Source organism: Paraoerskovia marina DSM 21750, from assembly GCF_000701465.1.
GTDB lineage: Bacteria > Actinomycetota > Actinomycetes > Actinomycetales > Cellulomonadaceae > Paraoerskovia > Paraoerskovia marina.
Genome location: NZ_KL370783.1, coordinates 173,363 through 190,938 on the forward strand (window position 1 = coordinate 173,363; position 17,576 = coordinate 190,938).

A 17,576-nucleotide genomic window follows, 5' to 3' on the forward strand; every position below is an offset into this window, starting at 1 on the left:
GAGGTCGCTAGAGCGACCCGACGCCTCCGCCGTCGTCGTGCCCGTCGTGGCGCCGACGGAGACGCCCGCTGCCCAGGAGCGCCGCACCGCCGATCAGCAGCAGGAGCACCAGGCCGACCATGGCCGCGACCTGGGCACCCGTGACCGGGAGCGCCGGGTTCGTCGGCGAGGTCGGAGGCGCCGTCGGAACGCTCGGCGTGATCGTGAACTCGACGTCGTCGCACGCGCGCCCGTCCTCGTCCACGCCGTCGGTGCACTCGGCGGGCGGGGTGATCTCGCCACAGCCGGCCCCTGCCGTGCAGTCCGGGCCGGGCACCGCGAAGGCCACGTTGCGCACCTCCAGGTCACCCTCCCCGGTCAGCGTGACCGAGTAGGTGATCTCGACCGAGTCGCCCGCCGCGAGCGGACCCGACCAGATCAGCTGCGGCGCGTCGAACACGAGGTCGCCGCCCTCCGGGCTGACCGTCGCGTCGTCGTTGTACGTCGCGTCGTCGAGCACCTCGGTCATGTCGTCGACGACGGTCGCGGGCGCACCCGCGGTGAAGTCGACGGAGCCGACGTTGGTCGCCACCACCGTGTAGGTGACGACGTCACCTACCACGGCGTCCTCGTACTCGGCCGCCGCCTTCTCGATCTCCAGCGCGCCGGACGCGACGGGGACCGTGGTGGTGCAGTCCTCGACGGACACGGCCCGGATCAGGCCGCTCGCGCTCATGCCGAACCCGGACATGTCGACCGGGCAGTTGGACTCGGGCGGCCCGAGCACCGCGTTGACGAGCGACGCGTCGCCCGCGGGTGGCTCGTCGACGGTCACCGAGTAGGTCAGCGTCACCGTCTCGCCCGGTGCGAGCGGTCCGGCCCAGACGAGCTCGGGGTCGGCGAACGTGATCTCTCCGCCCTCCGGGCTGACCGTCGCGTCGTCGTTGTACGTCGCGACGTCCAGCACACCCGTCATCGTGTCCGTGAGGACCGCGGGGTCGTCCTCGGTGTAGCCGTACGTCCCCGTGTTGGTCATCTCGACCGTGTACGTGACGGTGCCGCCCGGGCCGACCTCGGCCGCGGCGTCGGACGTCTTGACGATCTCGAGCTGCTTGACCGGGGTGCTCGTCGAGCAGTCGAGGTCGTCGGAGCCCTCCTCGCAGGCGGAGCCTGGTGCGACCACCGCGTTCTCGAGGACCCCGTCCCCTCCCGGCGGGTCGTCGACGGTCACCGAGTACGTGATCTCGACGCTCTCGCCCACCGCGAGCGGGCCGGACCACTCGAGGAACGGCTCGACGACGGTCACCGAGCCCTGGTCCGGTGTGACCGCGGCGTCGTCGTTGTACGTCGCGTCGTCCAGGACGCCCGAGAGATCGTCCTGCACGATCGCGGGGAAGTCCTCGTCGTAGTCGGAGCCACCCGTGTTCTCGACGTTCACCGTGTAGGTCACCGTCTCGCCCGGGACGACCGCCGCGTCCGCGTCGGAGGTCTTGGACACCGTGAGGCCGTGCTGCGGGACGATCTCGCGGCAGTCCGGGTCGGAGGGGAACGCGCCGGGGTCGCAGTTGGACTCGGGCGGCCCGACGACGACGTTGCGCAGCACCTGGTCGCCGTCGGCAGCCTCGTCGACCGTCACCGAGTACGTGATCTCGACGCTCTCGCCCACCGCGAGCGGGCCGGTCCACGTCAGCACCGGCTCGTCGTAGGCGACCGCGCCCTGGTCGGGCGACACCGTCGCGTCGTCGCCGTACGTCGCGTCGTCCAGCACGTCGGACATGTCGTCCGTGACGACGACGGGGCTGGCGTCCGTGTAGTCGGCCTCACCGGTGTTCGTCACCGTCACCGTGTAGGTCACGACCTGCCCGCCCTCGATCTGGTCGGCGCCGCCGTCGGAGGTCTTGACGATCTCGAGGGACCGCAGCGGTACGGTCACGGTGCAGTCCGGGCTCTCCGCACCGTCGGGGCAGCTCGACTCGGGCGGCCCGACGACCGTGTTGTCCAGCACTCCGTCACCGGTCGAGGAGTCGTCGACCGTCACCGAGTAGGTGATGTCGACGCTCTCGCCCACCGCGAGCGGGCCGGTCCACGTCAGCACCGGCGCGTCGTAGGCGACGGCCCCCTGGTCGGGCGACACCGTCGCGTCGGCGCCGTACGTCGCGTCGTCCAGGACGCCCGCGAGGTCGTCGGCGACGACCACGGGGTTCGCGTCGGTGTAGTCCGCCTCGCCCGTGTTGGTCACCGTCACCGTGTACGTGACGACGTCGCCCGCTGCGGCCGACCCGTCGGCGTCGGAGGTCTTGACGAGACCCAGAGACGCGACCGGGGTCGACGTCGTGGCACACGCGCCGCCGGTCTCGGGGTCGACGCCGTCGACGCACTCCTGCGGAGGCGTGACCGGCGGAAGCCCCTCGCACCCGTCCGGGTCCGTGCACGGGACCTCGGGCGGCACGAAGGCCAGGTTCTCCAGGGTTCCGTCGGCGGACTCGCGGTCGTCGACGGTCACCGTGTAGACGATCTGGACGCTCTCCCCGGCGTCCAGCGGCCCGACCCAGACGACGTACGGCTCCACGAAGGTGAGCTCGCCCTGGTCCGGGGTGACCCCGGGGTCGCCCGTGAGCGTCGCGTCGTCGAGGACGTCCGCGAGCGAGTCGACGGCCACGGCCGGGTCGTCGGCCGTGAAGTCGTACCCGCCGTCGTTGGTCAGCGTGACGGTGTAGGTGACGTCGTCGCCGACGGTGACCGCGCCGTCGGGCTCGACGGACTTGGTCAGGTCGAGGGACCGCACCGGCGTGCTCACCGTGCAGGCGGGGTCGTCCGAGCCCTCGAGGCAGTTGGAGTCCGGGCCCGTGACCCGGTTGTCCAGCGACCCGTCCCCGGAGACCGGGTCGTTCACGGTCACCGAGTAGGTCAGCGTGATCGTCTCCCCGACCGCGAGCGGGCCGACCCAGACGAGCTCCGGGTCCACGAACGAGACCGAACCCTGGTCGGGCCTGACCGCCGCGTCCTGGTTGTACGTCGCGTCGTCGAGCACGAAGGTCAGGTCATCGACGAGCTGCGCCGGGAACTCGTCCGTGTAGTCCACGGCCCCGGTGTTCTCCACCGTCACCTCGTACTCGACGACGTCGCCCGGGGCGACGCTCCCACCGGCGTCTGACGTCTTGGCCACCGTGAGCGCCGGCTGCCGGACGATCTCCGTGCACGCCGGGTCCTCGGGGACCACGCCCGGGTCGCAGTTCGACTCCGGCGGGCCGACCACCGTGTTCCGCAGCACCTGGTCGCCCTCGCCGACGTCGTCGACCGTCACCGAGTAGGTGATGACGACGCTCTCGCCGACCGCGAGCGGGCCGGTCCACGTCAGGACGGGGTCCGCGTACGCGAGCAGCCCCGTGTCCGGGTCGACCTCGGCGTCGAGGTTGTAGGTCGCGTCGTCGAGCACGTCCGACAGGTCGTCGGTCACGACGACGGGCTCGGCGGCCGTGTAGTCGGCCTGGCCCGTGTTCGTGATCTCGACCGAGTACGTGACCGTCTCCCCCGGGGTCAGCGGTTCGTCGGCGCCGTCGGAGGACTTGACGACGTCGAGCTCACGGACGGGGACCGTCACGGAGCAGTCCGGGTCGGCCGAGCCCTGCTCGCAGCCCGACTCCGGCGGTCCCACGACGGCGTTCTCCAGCAGCCCGTCGGCGTCCTCGCCCGGCGGGTCGTCGACCGTCACGGAGTACGTCAGGTCGACGGAGTCCCCCGCGGCGAGCGGACCGGTCCAGGTGAGCGTCGGCTCGGTGTAGTCGAACGCCCCGGTGCCGGGGTCGGCCACCGCGTCGGCGCCGTACGTCGCGTCGTCCAGCACGCCCGAGAGATCGTCCGAGACCACGACCGGGCTGTCGTCGGTGTAGTCGACCTGCCCGATGTTCGACACCGTCACGGTGTAGGTCACCGTGTCTCCGGCGACGACCGCGCCCGCGGCGTCCGAGGTCTTCACGACGTCGAGCGCCGCGACCGGCACGCTCGTGGTGCAGTCCGGGTCCGTGCTGCCGGCGGGGCAGCCGCTGCCCTCCGGGCCGACGACGGTGTTGTCGAGCCGCCCGTCCCCGTCGGCCGACGGCGGGTCCGCCACGGTCACCGAGTACGTGATCGTCACCGTCTCACCGACCGCGAGCGCCCCGGTCCACGCCAGGTCCGGGCGCGAGTACGTCGGCGCGGGCGGGGTCCGCATGACGATGCTCGACGTCGCGGCGGCGTTGTCGTCGTACGTCGCGTCGTCGAGGACGCGCGAGAGGTCGTCGACCGCGGTGGCGGGGTCGAGCACCGTGTACGGCGCGGTCCCCGTGTTCTCGATCGTCACGGTGTACCCGACCGTGTCACCGGGGAACACCTGCGGCCCGGCGTCGGTGCTCTTGACGACCTCGGAGCGTCGGACGGTGTCCGTCACGGTGCAGCCGGGGTCGTCGGTGCCTTCGGCGCAGGTCGACTCCGGCGGGCCGACGACGGCGTTGGTGAGCGACGCGTCCCCCTCGACGGGGTCCGTGAGCGTCACCGAGTAGGTCAGGTCCACCGACTCTCCGGCGGCGAGCCCGCCGGTCCACGTGAGCGTGGGCTCGACGTAGTCGAAGGTCCCCGTGTCCGGGTCCGCGGCGGCGTCGTCGTCGTACGTCGCGTCGTCGAGCACGCCGGTCAGGTCGTCCGAGACGGACAGCTCGCCGTCCGCGTAGTCGACCTGGCCCGTGTTGGTCAGGGTGACGGTGTACTCGACGGTGTCGCCGGCGACCACGGAGCCGACCGCGTCGGAGGTCTTGGCGATCTCGAGCGACCGGACCGGCACCGACGTCGTGCACTCGGGGTCCGTGCTTTCCGCCGTGCAGTTGGAGTCCGGCACGAGCACCACGTTGGTCAGCTGCCCGTCCGCACCGTCCTGCGGCGGCGCGTCCACCGTCACCGAGTACGTGATGACGACGCTCTCGCCCACGGCGAGCGGGCCGGACCACTCGAGGAACGGCTCGTCGACCACGATCTCGCCGGTCTCCGGGCCGGTCGCCGCGTCGTCGTTGTACGACGCGTCGTCCAGCACGCCCGACAGGTCGTCGGTCACGACCAGCGGGACGCCGTCGGTGTAGTCGACCTGCCCCGTGTTCGTCACCGTCACCGTGTACTCGACGACGTCCCCGGGCACCACCTCGTCACCGGCGTCCGAGGTCTTCGCGACCTCGGTGGCCGGCGTCAACGCGCTCGTCGAACAGTCCGGGTCGGCCGGGATCTGGTCGACGTCGCAGTTCGACTCCGGGGGTCCGACCACCGCGTTGGCGAGGATGCTGTCGCCCGTCACCAGGTTGTCGACCGTGATCGAGTACGTCAGCGTCACCGAGCTCCCCGCGGCCAGCGGGCCCGACCAGGTCAGCACGGGCTCCTCGTAGTCGAACGAGCCGGAGACCGGGTCGGCGCTCGCGTCGTCGTTGTACTCCGCGTCGTCGAGCACCTCGGTGAGGTCGTCCGAGACGACGAGCTCGTCGGCCGCGTAGTCCACCTGGCCGATGTTCTCGATCGTCACGGTGTACTCGACGACGTCTCCGGGCATGACGTCCTCGGCGTCGGACGTCTTGACGACCGAGACCTGCTGGACCGGTGAGCTCGTGGTGCAGTCCGGGTCCGTCGAGCCCTCCGGGCAGTTCGAGTCGGGGCCGGTCACGACGTTCTCGACCACGCCGTCCCCGGTGGACGGGTCGTCGACGGTGACCGAGTAGGTGAGCTCGACCTGCGCGCCCGCCGCCAGCGGGCCCGTCCACGTGAGCGTGGGTGCCGCGTAGTCGAAGGCCCCGCTGTCCGGGTTCGCCGTGGCGTCGCCGTTGTAGACCGCGTCGTCGACGACGTCGGCGAGGTCGTCGACGACCACGGCCGGGTCGGCGTCCGTGTAGTCGAAGCCACCCGTGTTGGTCACGGTCACCGTGTAGGTGACCGTGCCACCCGCGAGGACGACGTCCCCCGCATCGGACGTCTTGACGACGGCGAGGCTGCGCACCGGGGTCGTGGTGGTGCAGTCAGGGTCGCTCGTCCCGGTGACGCAGGACGAGTCCGTACCCGTCACCGCGTTCTCGAGCACGCCGTCGGCGTCCTCCCCGGGCGGGTCGTCGACCGTCATGGAGTACGTGATGGTGACGGTCTCGCCGGCGGAGACAGGGCCGGTCCACGACAGGGTCTCGCCCACGGGGTCAAAGACGGGCGTCGGCGGCGTCGAGACGTCCGACGTCGCGGCGGCGTCCGCGTTCCAGCTCGCGTCGTCCAGGACGCCGGAGAGGTCGTCGACGACGACAGCCGGGTCGGCCGCGGTGTAGTCCGCCTGCCCCGAGTTGGTCACGACGAGGGTGTACTCGACGGTCTCGCCCAGCGCGACGGATCCGGTCGGCTCCGCGGTCTTGACGACCTCGAGCAGCCGGACCGGCGTCGTGACGGTGCAGTCCGGGTCGGCCGGGTCCTGGTCCGCGTCACAGCTCGACTCGGGCGGGCCGACCACGGTGTTGCCGAGGATCCCGTCCGCGTCGTCGCCCGGCGGGTCGTCGACCGTGACGACGTACGTGACCGTCACCGTCTCGCCCGGGTCGAGCGGGCCCGTCCACGTCAGCACCGGTGCGGAGTAGATCGGCTGCGGCGGGACGTTGGCCACGACGTCGGAGGTCGCGACCGGCGTGCCGGTGAGCCGGCCGTCGTCGAGCAGGTCCGAGAGGTCGTCGGAGAGCGTGACCGGAGAGATCGCGGTGTAGGGCACGGTCCCGGTGTTGGTGACCGCGACGGAGTAGGTGACCGCGTCACCGGGCGCCACGGAAGTGCCGGCGTCCGACGTCTTCACGATGTCGAGCGACCTCACGGGCACGGTCACCGTGCAGTCCGGGTCCTCGGAGTCCTCGCCACAGTTGGAGCCCTCGACGAGCACCGCGTTGACGAGCACGCCGTCCGCGGCGTCACCGGGCGGGTCGTCGACCGTCACGGAGTAGGTCAGGGTGACGGACTCCCCGGCCGCGAGCGGGCCGGTCCAGACGAGCGAGGGGTCGGTGAACGTGAACGTCCCGAGCTCAGGGTTGGCGGCCGCGTCGTCGTCGTACGTCGCGTCGTCCAGCACCCCGGAGAGGTCGTCCTCGACGACGGCCGGGATCTCGGCCGTGTAGTCCACCTCGCCGGCGTTGAGGACCGTCACGGTGAACTCGACGGTGTCCCCCGGCACCACCTCGCCAACCGCGTCCGAGGTCTTGACGACCTCGAGCTCGGGCTGCGGGATCCGCTCGGAGCAGGCCGGGTCCTCAGGGCTCTGGCCGGGGTCGCAGTTGGACTCCGGCGGACCGACGACCGCGTTGTCGAGGACACCGTCCGCGTCGTCGGGCAGCGGGTCCATGACCTGGACGGTGTACGTGATCGTCACCGTCTCGCCGACGGCGAGCGGGCCCTCCCAGGTCAGGACGTCGTCGACGACGGTGGGCGCCGGCGGCGTGATCCCGGAGACGTCGGACGTCGCCGTCGGCGCGCCGACCAGGTCCGTCTCGGCGAGGACGTCCGAGAGGTCGTCGGTGAGGACGACGAGGTCGGGGTCGACGTAGTCCACCGCCCCGGTGTTGGACACCTCAACGGTGTACGTCACCTGGTCGCCCGGCCGGAGCACGTCCGGGACAGACGCCGTCTTCACGACGTCCAAGGAGCGCACCGGGGTGGAGGTTCCGCAGTCCGGGTCCTCGGAGTCCTCGGCACAGGTCGACTCCGGCGGGCCGACGACCACGTTGACGAGCTCGCCGTCGGCGTCGGCGCCCGGCGGGTCGTCGAGCGTGACGCTGTAGGTCAGCGTCACGGTGTCGCCCGCGGCCAGCGGGCCCGTCCAGGTCAGGGTCGTGCCCGCGAGGTCGAACGTCCCGCTCTCGGGGTCGGCCGCCGCGTCGTCGTTGTACTCCGCGTCGTCGAGCACCCCGGCCAGGTCGTCAGAGACGACGACGGGCTCGCCGTCGGTGTAGTCGACCGCGCCGGTGTTGGTGATCTCGACCGAGTAGGTCACCGTGTCGCCGGCGAGCACCGAGCCGGAGGCGCTGGAGTCCTTGACGATCTCGAGCGAGCGGACCGGAACCTCGGTCACGCACGCCGGGTCGACCGGGTCGTCGTCGGGAGCGCAGCTCGACTCCGGCGGGCCGACGACGGCGTTCTGCAGCAGCCCGTCGGAGCCGTCGCCCGGCGGGTCGTCGACGGTCACCGAGTACGTGAGCTCGACCGAGGCGCCGGCGGCCAGCGGGCCGGTCCACGTCAGCGTCGTGCCCGCGACGTCGAACGTCCCGCTGTCGGGGTCCGCCGCCGCGTCGTCGTTGTACTCCGCGTCGTCGAGCACCGCCGACAGGTCGTCGGAGACGACGACCGGGTTGACGCCCTCGACGTAGTCGACGGCCCCGGTGTTGGTGACCGCCACGGTGTACTCGACCTCGTCGCCCGGAGCCACGGGTCCGGCGGCGTCCGAGGTCTTCACGACGTCGAGGCTCGCGACCGGGACCTCGGTGTTGCACTCGACGTCAGGGTCGTCCACCTCGCAGTTCGACTCGTCCTGACCGATCACCGTGTTGTCGAGGATCCCGTCGGCACCCGGTCCGAGCGGGTCGTCCACGGTGACCGAGTAGGTGATCGTCACGGTCTCGCCGAGCGCGAGCGGACCCTCCCAGTCGATCGTGGGGTCCTGGTACGTCGGCTCGGGCGGGGTGCTGACGACCACGTCGGAGGTCGCCGCCGCGTCGTCGTTGTACTCCGCGTCGTCGAGGATCTCGGTCAGGTCGTCGAAGAGCATCGCCGGGTCGAGCAGCGTGTACGCGTACCCGCCGGTGTTCGTGATCGTGATCGTGTAGGCGACGTCGTCCCCCGGGGTCACGCCCGCGGACGGGTCGACGGTCTTCTCGATGTAGAGAACCTTCACCGGCGTCGTGGTGGCGCACTCCGCGCCCTCCTCACCCTCGGCACAGTTGGACTCCGCGGGGCCGGTGACGACGTTGTCCAGCACACCGTCGCCCGCGGGCGGGTTGTCCACCACGAACGAGTACGTCAGGGTGACCGTCTCCCCGACGCCGACGGGACCGGTCCAGGCCGGTCCCGTGAACGTGCCGCCCGCACCACCGTCCGAGGCGTCGTCACGGTACGTCGCGTCGTCCTCGACGTCCGTGAAGTCGTCGGTGACCGTCAGCAGACCGGCGGTGTCGTCGTAGGGCACCTGGCCGGTGTTCACGATCGTGATCGTGTACGCGACGACGTCGCCCGGCTCCACCGGGCCGTCGGGCGTGACGGCCTTGGAGATCTCGACCATCTTCACCGGGGTGCTCGTCATGCACGCCGGGTCGGCGGGGTCTGCGCCCTCGGCACAGTTCGACTCCGGCGGACCGGACACGACGTTCGCCAGGAGGCCGTCGCCGTCCTCGGGCGGGTCCAGGACGGTCACGGTGTAGGTGATCGTGACGGTCTCGCCGACCGCGAGCGGACCCGCCCACGCGAGGGTCGCGGTGCCCTCGTCGAAGGTCGCCGCGGGCGGCGCGCTCCCGTCGACGTCGGAGTCCGTGGTCACCGTCCCGAACGACGCGTCGTCCAGGACGGCCGACAGGTCGTCGGAGACCTCGAGCAGCGAGTCCGGGTCCTCGTACGGGGCGTCCCCGGTGTTGGTCAGCGTGACGGCGTACTCGACCTCGTCACCGGGAACCACCGTCGACGGCGCGGAAGTCTTGGCGATCTCGACGTCCCGGAACGGGATGGTCACCGTGCACTCGGGGTGGTCGCCCGTCGGCAGGCCGTCCGGGCCGGCCACGCAGTTGGACTCGGGCGGACCGAGCACGGAGTTGGTGAGCACGCCGTCACCCGTCGCAGGGTCGTTCACCGTCACGTCGTACCGCACGGTCACGGTTTCCCCGGCGGCGAGCGGGCCCGACCACGAGAGCACGTCTGTGTTCGGGTCGTAGTAGAGCAGGCCCTGACCTTCGGGGTCCGTCTCGAGAGAGGCCTCGTCGACGGTCGCGTCGTCGACGACGTCGGTCAGGTCGTCGGTGACGACCATCGGGTTGCCCGCCGGGTAGTCGAACGTGCCCGTGTTCTCGATCTCGATCTCGTACGTGACGACGTCGCCCGGCTCCGCACCCTGCGGGTCCCCGACCGCGTTCTTGCTGATCGTGACCCCGGGCTGCAGGACGGGGACGACGTAGTCCTCGATCTCGCCACCGGTCCACTCTCCGGTCGGCTCCGGGTCCGTGTTCGTCCCCGCGAAGAGCCGGATCCGTCCGTACGTGTCTCCGAACGACGACGCACCGGGGAACGTGAGCTGGTACGTCTGCGAGCCGGTGTTGGCCGGAACAGCGATCGACTGCAGCTCGCCGTCGTCGAACGTGCCGCTGAAGTCGAGGTCGATCCAGGCCGCGAGCGTCGCGTCCTCGGCGCTGTCGTTCACCGCGACGACGTCGACGGTGGACGAGGAACCCTCCACCGCCTGGAACTGTGCCGAGGCGGAGTCCTCGTCGTCGACGGTCCCCGTGGTGTCGTCGCCGTCGGCAGCCGTGGTCGGCTGGCCGTCCTCCTCGACGTCGACCACGTCCCCGAGGCGCAGCGGCGCCTGCTGAGTAGTCTCGTCGAAGTCCAGGACGACGTGCCGCGCGCCGTCGGCGGCCAGCGTGGTGCCGTACGTGTCAGGCGCGTCGCCGAAGTCGTAGTCGGCGTCGATCAGCTCGATCTGCCAGTCCTCGACCTCGCCGTAGTCGTAGCCGAGCCCGCTCGTCATGCCCGCGGTGTACGAGGTACGCAGTCGCAACCAGGTCTCGCCGAGCACCGCGTCGGCCGGGACGGACCACGGCAGGTCGTAGACACCGGTCTGCGCGTCGATCCCGATCTCCACGCCCTCGTCGTCCTCGAACGTGCCGCTGGCGTCGAAGTCGATCCAGCCCGCGAGGAACGCGACCTCGCCACCCTCGTTGGTCACCGGGACGTTCAGCTCGATCGACCCGTCGTCGATCGAGAGCGCCAGGCCGGCCGGCAGCGCGTCGTCACCGTCGAGGTCCGTCGGCTGCCCGTCGGTCTCCGCGGTCACGGTGCTGCCCAGCATCAGTGCCGGGTCGTCGGCGTCGGGCACGATCCCGTGGAACGCGCCGCCGTCCTGGGCCAGGGTCTCGTAGGACTCGGGTGCGTCGCCCCAGTCGAGCGGCAGCGGGCCCGGGCATCGCGCGCCGTCGTTGCCCGACGACGCGGGGCCGTAGGCGAAGAACACCCAGGGCTCGCCGGTCCCGTCGGTGGCCGTCGTCGCCGGGTCGATCCGCCAGATGTGGCCCGTGCCGTTGTTCGCCGCGTAGATGAATCCGTCGGCGTCGGCGTAGATCGCCCCGAACTCCGTGTCGAGGTTCTGCCGCACCGAGTTGGTGCCGTCGGGGGCCTGCAGGCGGTTGCCGCCGGCGTCGAGGTTCGGCCGGCCGACCAGCGTCTCGCTGCCCGTCGCCGGGTCGAACTCCCAGAGGAAGGAGTTGAGCGTGCTCGAGTTGTTGCCCACGGAGTAGAACTTCTCGGTCACCGGGCTCCACGCCCAGTCCGCCCCCAGCGTGTTCGCGTTGTCGCCCGACCCGGTCGAGCCGCCGTTCACCACCTGAAGGTAGGTCGCGGACGCGGGGTCCATGTCGATCGCGGCCCACAGCGACCCGGTGTTGTCGAACTCCCGGATGTACCAGAGTCCGTCGCCGTCGAGGTCGCCGGTGTTGACGCCCTGGGGCTCCGCGAAGCCGTTCGCGTTGCCGTCGTCCCAGGGCCAGCCCAGGTTCACGACCTCCGAGAAGTCCGGGGAGACCGTGTAGATCTGCGGTCCGCCGTCCGCCGAGACCTGATAGCCCACGTACCAGCCGGTGGCCGGGTTGAAGCCGACGCCGTTCAACGCCGGCGGGACCGTGCCCTCGTCCGTCTGGGCGCCGGTGACCAGGTTGATGGAGGTCACGCCGGTCTCGCTCGCGGGCGGGGTGAACTGCCAGAGCGTCGCCTCGAGCTCGCACTCCGGCGGGTTCTGCACGAAGGTCACGTCGGCCTCGCCCGGAGGGTTCAGGCCGACGAGACCACCGTCCTCGGGGAAGTCGTCGGGCCCGTTCGTGTACACCCCCGGGACGTCCGAGGTGACACCGACCGTGATCTGGCAGGAGACGAGGTTCTCGCCGGTCAGGTCGCCGCCGCTGACCGCGATCCGCTGCCCGGTGTTCTCGTCGATCGCCGCGTCGCCGCAGGTGTTCTCGAAGACGTTGCCGGTCAGCTCCAGGTCGGTGCTGCTGAACTCGTCGACGAACGCCCAGTCCTCCTTCGGACCCGAGGGCTCCGTCGGGTCCGTGGGGTCGTAGGTGTTGGTGATCGTGAAGGTCAGCTGCGCCTCGCTCCCCGTCGGGTACGGGCCGGCCGAGAACTCCTTGTCGATCTTCGGCGTCGTGTCGAGGATCGTGATGTTGTCGAACGCCGTGTCGTTGCCGACCCCTGAGGTCTGCAGGTTCTCGATCTGGACGCCGAGCGTGTCGCCCGTCGAACGGACGGCGGTGTCCCCGATCCACGTCGCGATCCGGGTCTGGCGCGACTGGTTAGACACGTTGCTCGGCGGCACGACGACCCCGTTGTCGGCGTCGCGCGCGACGTCGCACGTGTCCACGGGGGTGCTGAACGCCTGGGTGACGCTCCCGTCGGACTGCGTGACGTTGAACTGCGGGAGGGCCCCGACCGCGCCCGCGGTGTTGCAGCTCTGCGACGCCGTGTCGATCGAGAACTGGTAGAACCGCCCCGGGTCGACGGTCAGGGGCTGCTCGAACTCGAGCATGGTGCCCGGTGCGAGGGTCGCGGCACCCGCGTTGGTGTACGAGGAGACGATGTGGTTCTCGTCGGCGTCCTGCGCCGGGAAGACGCCGAGGTACGGGTACTTGGCGTTCTCGTGCCACTCGCCCATCGCCCGCGCCATCGACCGCAGTCGGTTCCACCAGGCGCTGTCGGTCTGTCCCCCGGTCGGCTCGCACCCGTCCGTCGGGTTGAGGAGCGGGTCGGCCCAGAACCGGGGTCTCGGGGAGTCGTAGGTCGTGGCCTGGTAGCTGACGGTCCCGTGCGCGGCGACGATGATGCCGTTGCAGTAGTTGCCGGCCGCCCAGTCCTCGTCGGCGGTGTACGTGACGTCCAGCGGCGTGCCGTCGGGCTGGACCAACGACGACGTGTACCCCGCCTGGTAGTTGGCCTCGCTGCCGTCCGCGCCGTACGGGAAGTCGGTGAGCGTCTGGACGAAGTCGCCGGCGTCCCAGTCGTTCTGGTTCGAGCCGGATCCCGCCTCGTCGGGCTCCTGCCACGTGACGTTCTCGAAGTTCTCGTGGTAGACGTCCTCGGGCGCCTCCATGACGCCGGGCTGCCCGGGGACGGCCTCGGCGGCCAGGAGGTCCTGCGCGAGCGGCTCGTAGACGACCGGCGCCGCGACGAGCCCGAGCGTCAGCACCAGCGACGCGCCGACGCCCCCGGCCACACCCCGGCCGATCGTCCGGCTCGAGCGTCTGGTTCGTCGCATCTGGGACCCCACGTCACGTCGCGTGGTACACCGCCGTACACGGCGCACCGTGTCCCAGTTGTCACATAGTACGGAGCGCTCTGCAAAAGATCGCGGTGCCAGAATGTGCAGAAAAGAGGAAGAATTGTCGTGTTGGCTAGATTAAGTCCCGACATATAGGTGTTTTAAAGTATCAAATCTTCACACCGCCGAAGCGTGTTCGTGATGATTCGTCGAGTCGACGACATCACACGGAACGGGCCCCGCCGCCTGAGCGACAGGGCCCGCCACCTCGCGACGGTCCGCCGCGTCGCCGGGGTCTGCTCAGCCGAGCAGCTTGGCCTTCGCCGCCGCGAACTCGGCGTCGCTGAGGATGCCGGAGCTCTTGAGCTGGGCCAGGCGCTCGAGCTGCGCCATCAGGTCGTCCCCGCCACCGGCGGACGTGACCTGTGCGGGGGCCTGCGCCGCCGTTACCTGCTGTGCAGCAGCCTGCTGGGCCGCCGCCTGCTGCGCCGCGGCCTGCATGCGCGCCTGCTCCTCGGCGGCAGCACGCTGCTGCTCCTCGTAGTTCGCCTGCTGCCGGTTCATCTGCCGGCGCTGCACTCCCCCGGACACCGCGGTCGCGGTCCCCGAGATCACAGCGGTCCGGGCCATCGTCCCGATCAGGCCGGGTCGTCCCACGCGTCGCACCATCGTCGTTCTCCTTCTGGTCGTGTGTTCGTCGGTCGTGTCGCGGAGCGGTCCGCGGCCGGTCAGTCGGAGGCGGCGTCGAGCGCCACGATCTCGTTCACGACCTCGGCCGAGATCCGCTCGCTCGACATCACGTAGGCGCCGGACTCCTCGACCGCCGTGACGAACCGTCGCGACCACGTGTGCTCGACGACGAGCACGATGGCGGCTGTTCCTGGGGCGATCGCCTCGGCGACCTCTTCGAGGTCCTCGGCCCCGGCGAGGCCCGGCGCGTCGAGGCCGAGCTCGGCGAGACGCGGGAACTCCTCCGTCAGGTCCTCCAGCTCGCGCGTCGTCAGCTCGCCCTCGGTGTCGACGGAGATGTAGGCGACGTCGAGCAGGTCCACGACGTCCGACTCGACCAGCCGGCGCGTCTCGGCGACGAGCGCGTCCGGGACCCCCGCCCCCGGCAGTGCCACGACGACGAACTCGACGGGCCCGAAAGTTCTCTCAGCCATGCTGTCTCCTGATGCTCGGATGTGTGGTTCCGCACCGATCGTTGCACCACCGCGGCTCCAGGGCATCCGGGACCCGGCACGTCCACGAAACCTCCCCGAGGGCGGGGCAGGGGACGCGGGCGTGGGTCCTGCCGCGGTTGCGGCAGGACCCACGCCCGTCCTTCATGCGTCTGGCAGGGCTACAGCGACCCGACACCCCCTGCGTCGTCGTGGCCGTCGTGGCGGCGGCGCAGGCGGCCGCTGCCCAGCAGGGCTGCTCCGCCGATCAGGAGCAGGAGCACCAGGGCGGCCAGGGCCGCGATCTGGGCACCGGTGACCGGGAGCGAGGGGCTCGGCGGCGTCGGCGGCGTGGTCGGGGGTGTGACGGTGAACTCGTGCTCGTCGCACGGCTGACCGTTCTCGTCCACCCCGTCGGTGCACTCACCCGGGTCGGGCGGGGTGATGTCGCCACAGTCCGGGATCGTGGTGCAGCCCGGGCCCGAGGGCTGGAAGACGACGTTGAGCACGTCTCCGTCGCCCTCACCGGTCAGCGTCACCGAGTACGTGATCGTCACCGTCTGGCCTGCGGCCAGCGGCCCGGACCAGAACAGCTGCGGCGAGGCGAACGCGAACGCCCCGACCGCGGGGCTCGCGGACGCGTCGTTGTTGTACGTCGCGTCGTCGAGCACCTGCGTCATGTCGTCGACCACGGTGGCCGGGTCGGTGTCGGTGTAGTCGGCCTCGCCGGTGTTCGTGACCGTCACCGTGTAGGTGACGTCGTCACCCACGGTCACGTCGGTGGCCGCGTCGGAGGTCTTGACGATCTCCAGCGGGCGTTCGACCACCGGGACGGTCGTCGAGCAGTCCTCGATCGAGGCCGCCATCGGCAGCACCCCACCGATCGAGGAACCCGCGGGCGACATCGGCTCGTAGCAGTTGGACTCCGGCGGTCCGACCACCGCGTTGTCCACCGACCCGTCACCGGTGACCGGGTCGTTGACCGTCACCGAGTAGGTCAGCGTCACCGTCGCCCCGGCATCCAGCGGACCCGACCAGACCAGCTCGGGGTCGCTGTAGGTGAAGGAGCCCTGGTCCGGGTCGGCGGCCGCGTCGTCGTTGAACGTCGCGTCGTCGAGCACCCCGGTCAGGTCGTCGGTCACCGTCAACGGCTCCTCGGACGTGTAGTCCGCACCACCGGTGTTGGAGACCTCCACCGAGTAGGTCACGACCTGACCCGGCACGGCCTGCTCACCGGCGTCGGAGGTCTTGACGATCTCGACCTCGCGGACCGGCGTCGTGGTCGAACCACACGGCTGCCCGTCCGGAGTCGACCCGTCGACACAGCCCTCGGGGGGCTCGATCGGCGGCAGCGACTCACATCCGTCGGGGTCGGTGCACGGCTCGGTCGGGGGCGCGTACGCCGTGTTGCCCACCACTCCGTCACCGGTGACCGGGTCGTTGATCTCGACCGTGTAGGTCACGACCACCGCGTCACCGGCGGCCAGCGGACCGACCCACACGATGTACGGGTCGAGCTCGGTCAGCGTGCCCACCTCCGGGTCGACCGTCGGGCCGTCGACCACCACGGCGTCGTCCAGGACGTCGGTCAGGTCGTCGACCAGCGACGCCGGGTCGGCGTCCGTGAACGAGTACGCCCCGGTGTTGGTGAGCGTCACCTCGAACGTCAGCTCGTCACCCGGCGCGGCCGGACCGTCCGGCGTGACGGTCTTGGTCACGTCCAGGTCCTTGACCAACGTGGACGTCCCACAGTCGGGGTCCTCCGACCCTTCCTCACAGGTCGAGTCCGGCGACGACACGACGTTCGCGATCTGCCCGTCACCCGTGGCCGGGTCGTTGACCGTGACCGAGTACGTCAGCTCCACGACGTCGCCCGGCTCGAGCGCGCTCTCCCACACCAGGTACGGATCGGTGAAGGTGAACGTGCCCTGGTCGGGGTCGGCCGACGCGTCGCCGTTGTACGTCGCGTCGTCCAGCACGTCCGTCAGGTCATCGGTGACCACGGCCGGGAAGTCGTCCGTGTACGCCACGGCCCCCGAGTTCTCCACACTGACCGTGTAGGTCACCGTGTCGCCCGGCGACACAGACTCACCGGCGTCGGACGTCTTGACCAGCGTCAGGTCGGGCTGCGGGACGATCTCCGTGCAGTCCGGGTCCGCCGGCGTCTGGTCCGGGTCACAGTTCGACTCGGGCGGGCCGACCACGGAGTTGCGCAGCACCTTGTCGCCCTCGTCGGGGTCGTTCACCGTCACCGAATACGTGATCGTGACACTCGCGCCCACGTCCAGCGGCCCCGTCCAGGACAGCACCGGCTCGGTGTAGTCGAGCAGGCCCTGGTCCGGGTCGACGGCCGCGTCGTCGTTGTACGTCGCGTCGTCGAGCACGTCCGACAGGTCGTCGGTGATCACCGCGGGGTCGGCACCGGTGTACGGCGCCTGGCCCGTGTTGGTCACCGTGATCTCGTACTCGACGACCTGTCCGCTCTCGAGCGCGTCCGAGCCTCCGTCGGAGGTCTTGACGAGATCGAGCTCACGAATCGGCTCCGACGTCCCACAGTCAGGGTCCTCAGACCCGTCCTGGCAGTTGGACTCCGGCGGGCCGACGATCGTGTTCGTCACCACATGATCACCGGCGACCGGGTCGTCGATCGTGACCGAGTACGTCAGCTCGACGCTCTCACCGGCCACCAGCGGACCGGTCCACGTCAGCTCCGGGTCGGCGAAGACGAACGAACCACTGGCCGGGCTCGCCGCCGCATCGTCGTTGTACACCGCGTCGTCGAGCACCTCGGACAGGTCGTCGACCACGACCACCGGGGAGGCGTCCGTGTAGTCCACCGCACCGGTGTTCGTCACGACCACCGTGTAGGTGACGGTCTCACCCGGTGCGACCGACCCCTCGACGTC

General features: G+C 70.7%; 4 protein-coding genes. All 4 read right to left on the reverse strand.

Features of this window, described 5'->3' with window-relative positions; genetic code table 11:
• Positions 1–7 precede the first annotated feature (7 nt).
• Entirely contained in the window at positions 8–13,507 is a 13,500-nt protein-coding gene (locus Q343_RS14245; protein WP_155990762.1) for a DUF7927 domain-containing protein, read from the reverse strand.
• Between the two features lie 303 nt (positions 13,508–13,810).
• Positions 13,811–14,179, reverse strand: coding sequence for an SHOCT domain-containing protein (locus tag Q343_RS0113275; protein ID WP_029254048.1), 369 nt, complete (start codon positions 14,177–14,179; stop codon positions 13,811–13,813).
• A gap of 59 nt (positions 14,180–14,238) precedes the next feature.
• A complete protein-coding gene (locus Q343_RS0113280) occupies positions 14,239–14,673 on the reverse strand; it encodes a DUF6325 family protein (protein WP_029254049.1) in 435 nt (144 codons plus the stop codon).
• Between the two features lie 179 nt (positions 14,674–14,852).
• The coding region (locus tag Q343_RS0113285) for a DUF7927 domain-containing protein (protein WP_155990763.1) at positions 14,853–17,576 on the reverse strand (2,724 nt) is incomplete at its 5' end.